We start from the raw sequence: 4,131 nt of genomic DNA on the forward strand, positions 1-4,131 counted from the left end.
AACTTCGTGCACGGGCTGACGGTGCCGGAGCGGCTGTTCTGCGCCGCGCTCGGATCGGTGATCGGCATGACGCCGCTTCTGGCCGCGACGCCGGTCTCCGGCTTCCTGCCCGACAGCGGCGCGACCTGGCTCCTGATCGCGGGCATGGCGGCGGTCACGGCGCTCCTGCCGCAGCTCGTCTACACGGCGGCGGTGCCGCACGTCGGCCCGGGCCGTGCCGCCGCGGCGGGCAGCGTGGAGCTCCCCACCATGATCGCGGTCGGCGCGCTGGCCTTCGGCGAGGCCTTCGGCCTGCGCGAGGCGCTCGCGGCGGCGCTGGTGCTCGCGGCGATCCTCGTCGCGCCGGCGGTGCGGCCGGGGCAGGCGGGGCTCGTCGGGCGCAAGCGCTTCTTCGGGCTATGACCCCTCGGGCACCAGCCGCGTGACGCCCACCGCCCCCGCGCGGGCGAGCTCGGCGTCGAGCGACATGCGCACGTATTCGCCGCGTCGCCAGAGCTGGCCGAGATCGTCGTAGTGGCGCGACAGGAAATGCCCCGACTGCCCGGTGGAAATCACGAAGAGCGAACTGTCGGGGTCCGCGAAATCGTAGACGCCGCGGTAGCCGGCGGCGTGCACGTTCTCGAAGGGGTCAGGCCCCTCGCCACGGGTGAGCCCGCGCATCAGGGTGTTGTCCCCGCCCGAGGTCGATTGCCGGATGTTGACGAAATACCGCAGCACCGGCACCTCGCCGAGCGCCTGATGGTCGTGCGTGGCCTGATGCGCATCGCCCCAGCGCAGGCTCTCGAGGTCGTCGCCATATCGCTCGCCGATCCAGACGAGCGCGTCGTCGAGCGCGAGGCGCGCGATGTCGCTGCAGCTTTCGTCGGCCGAGGAGCGGCGGATGTCGCACCACCCGGCCGCCCCGTCCACGTCGCGGAAGACGCGCTCGATGAAGAGCGGCTCGACATGCGGGAACTCCTCGGCGAGCGGACCGAGGTCGTCGCGGATCAGCCGCTCCTGAAGCGCGCGCATCCATGCCGCGTAGATCAGCGGCTCGGGCCGGTGCTCGTTCATCTCGCCGTTCCACTCGGCCAGAAGCTCCAGCGCGCGCTGGCGGCGGCGTTCGGGCGTGCCCGCGGGCGCAGCCTCGCCCGTGAACCAGAGGTCGGCGCCCACCAGCGGCAGAAGCGTGCGCGCGGTATAGCTCACCGTGTCCAGTTGCGCCTCCACGAAGCTGTCGCGGGTGTGGATCTCGCGCCCCTGCATCAGGCGGCGCCAGCGTTCGACGCGCTGCGTGTCGCCCCAGCGGTGGGAGACATGAAACGGGAAGGGCCGGTCCACGATCTTGTTGTTGGTGTTGCCGACAATTCCGCCCCGCGGGTCCACGAAACCGGGGTTGGACTCGTAGGGCAGGGTGCCCTTCCAGCGGTTCTCGGGCCGGTAGCCGAAGGCGGGCATCCGGCCCTGCGTCTGGTGCTCCGCGTCGCGGCGCGGCATCGCGCCGATGAGCTTGAGGGCGATCCGCTCGCCGTCGACCACCGTCAGCATCTGCGAGGGCGCGACGTAGTCCGCGGCGGCGTCGAGCGCCTCCTCCACCGTGTCCGCGTACATCAACCCGATCGCCGCGCCGAGCGAGGTGTCCTCTTCCGAAAGCGCGGTCCATGAGACGGCGGCGACATGGCCCGGCGGCGTGACCGCCTCGAGCCCGAAGCGCCTGCGCGGCAGGACGGGGCCGTTCTCGGTGTGCCGCAGGGTGAGGGTGACCGGCGCCTCGCCCTCGATCTCGACGATGCTGCGCCGCGTCTCGAAGGGGGCCCATCCGTCGGGCGTGCGGTATTCCTCGGGGGCATCGGGGTTCACTTCCTCGAGCAGCACGTCCTGATCGTCGAGGTAGGAGGAGGTCAGCCCCCAGCCGAGCCGGTCGCTGCGCCCCGAGAGGACGGCCGGGATGCCCGGGATCGTCGCGCCGATCACGCCGCCCGCCGAGAGTTCCAGCCGCGCGAGATACCAGATCGCGGGCGCCGAGAGCCCTAGGTGCGGATCGTTCGCCAGAAGCGTGCCGCCGGCCGCCGCGCGCGCCGGCGCTGCCGCCCAGGCGTTCGAGGCGCCGGCGAAGCCCGGCTCCGGCAGGGGCCAGAGCGGGTCGTGCGCCGCGGCGGCGACCTGCCTGCGCTCGGGACGCTCCGGCAGAAGCGCGGCATATTCCGGCAGCGCCGCGACGCCCGCCCCCGGCGCATCGGGCAGAAGATCCGAGACCGCGCCCGGCCGCTCCTCGAGCGCGAGCGAGAGGCGCGCGCGTCGCACCTCCGCGCTCAGATGCCCGGAGAGCTGAAGCGCCATGACCTTGACGAGCGCGAGCGAATCCGCCGGGCGCCAGGGCGCGATCGGCGCGTCGAAGATGAAGAACTCCGGCGCACCGCGCCCGAGGCTCTCGTCGTTGATCTCGGCGAGGCGGGCGTTGACGCCCTCGGCATAGGCCTCGAGCGCGGCGCGCGTCCGGTCGTCCTGCGCGTCGACCGAGGCCTGCGCGGCGCGGTAGAGCCCGAACCGGCGCATCAGCGTGTCGACCTCCAGCGTGCGCCGGCCGAACATCTCCGAAAGCCGGCCCTGCGCGGTGCGCCGCAGCACCACCATCTGCCAGAGCCGGTCCTGCGCATGGGCGTAGCCCAGCCCGAAGAAGACGTCCGCGTCTGCCTCGCCCAGGATGTGGGGCACGTTGGAGGTGTCGCGCACGATCTCGACGGGGGCCGAGAGGCCCGCGACCGTCCGGGTCTTGTCGTAATCCGGGAGCGAGCGCGCGGCGAGGTAGGCGACCACGGCAACGGCCACCGCCACGAGCGCGACCAGCGCCGTGGCGATGCGGAACATCCAGCGGATCGCTCTGCCCATCGTGCCTTTCCCGTGCCGGCGCCGCCCTTGCAAAGGCGCACGCGGCGCGAGACAAACGTGCCCGGAGCCGAAAGGCAAGAGGAACGGGGAGGCACGCGATGGCGAAGGTGGCGTTCATCGGTCTCGGCGTGATGGGCTATCCGATGGCCGGACATCTGGCGAAGGCCGGGCACGCGGTGACGGTCTACAACCGCACGGGCGAAAAGGCGGCGCGCTGGGCGGCCGAGCACGGCGGCACGCAGGCCCCGACCCCGCGCGAGGCGGCCGCGGGGGCGGAGATCGTGATGGCCTGCGTGGGCGACGACGACGACCTGCGCGCGGTCTGCCTCGGGCCCGACGGCGCCTTTGCCGGCATGGGCGCGGGCACGGTCTTCGTCGATCACACGACCGTCTCGAAGCGGGTGACGGACGAGCTCTGCGGGACCGCCGCGGGGCAGGGCGTCGATTTCGTGGATGCGCCCGTCTCCGGCGGGCAGGCGGGGGCCGAGACCGGCCGGCTATCGGTGATGTGCGGCGGCGACGAGGCGGCCTTCGCCCGCGTCGAGCCGGTGATCGCCGCCTATGCCGCGACCTGCCGCCGGCTGGGTCCCTCCGGCGCGGGCCAGCTTGCCAAGATGTGCAACCAGATCGCCATCGCCGGCCTCGTGCAGGGGCTGTCCGAGGCGCTCAACTTCGCCGACCGGGCGGGTCTCGACGGCGCGGCGCTCGTCGAGGTCATCTCGAAGGGCGCGGCGGGGTCGTGGCAGATGGAGAACCGCTCGGCCACGATGCTCGACGACGCGTTCGACTTCGGCTTCGCGGTGGACTGGATGCGCAAGGACCTCGGGATCTGCCTCGACACCGGCGACGAGATCGGCGCGGCGCTTCCTGTCACCGCGCTTGTGGACCAGTTCTACAAGGACGTGCAGGCGATGGGCGGCGGTCGGTGGGACACCTCCTCGCTGATCCGCCGCCTCAGGGCGCTGTCGCCGGAGTGAAGCCGCCACGCGCGGCCGATGGTTTTCGACCCGATTCCCCGGGTGCGCGACGCCGGGGCCTTGCGATCTTTCCCCCGCAGTCTTCCTTCGAGCGTCATGCCGGGTTGATCGGGCAACCGAGAGACCGCGCATTTGTCGGGGCGCAAGGTGATTTCATCAGGGGCGGGACCTTTGCCTGCCTCTCCGCCCAGGGCTCCGAATCCAAGTCACGCAGGTGAGGAGGCGAGGATTGCCGCGAGGTAGGTTGTGTCCCGTCCGGCGAGTTTTCGTCTGGACTTGATGGAGC

At 72.0% G+C, this 4,131-nt stretch carries 3 protein-coding genes; 2 read left to right on the top strand and 1 reads right to left on the bottom strand.

The annotated features are described in order from the left end of the window. Positions 1-402: EamA family transporter (locus tag ACESL7_RS13695; protein WP_372893869.1), on the top strand; the 402-nt coding region annotated here is incomplete at its 5' end. Here the strand turns inward: ACESL7_RS13695 and ACESL7_RS13700 are convergent. Then, positions 397-2,868 carry a penicillin acylase family protein gene (locus ACESL7_RS13700; RefSeq protein ID WP_372893870.1) on the bottom strand — a complete coding sequence of 824 codons (2,472 nt, stop codon included), beginning with the start codon at positions 2,866-2,868 and terminating at the stop codon, positions 397-399. The genes ACESL7_RS13695 and ACESL7_RS13700 overlap by 6 nt on opposite strands. 98 nt (positions 2,869-2,966) lie before the next feature. On the opposite strand from ACESL7_RS13700, the gene ACESL7_RS13705 reads away from it, so the two are divergent. After that, positions 2,967-3,845, top strand: coding sequence for an NAD(P)-dependent oxidoreductase (locus tag ACESL7_RS13705; protein WP_372893871.1), 879 nt, complete (start codon positions 2,967-2,969; stop codon positions 3,843-3,845). The last annotated feature ends 286 nt before the right edge of the window (positions 3,846-4,131 follow it).

Origin of the sequence: Rhodosalinus sp., assembly GCF_041685465.1 — a bacterium.
Lineage (GTDB): Bacteria > Pseudomonadota > Alphaproteobacteria > Rhodobacterales > Rhodobacteraceae > Rhodosalinus.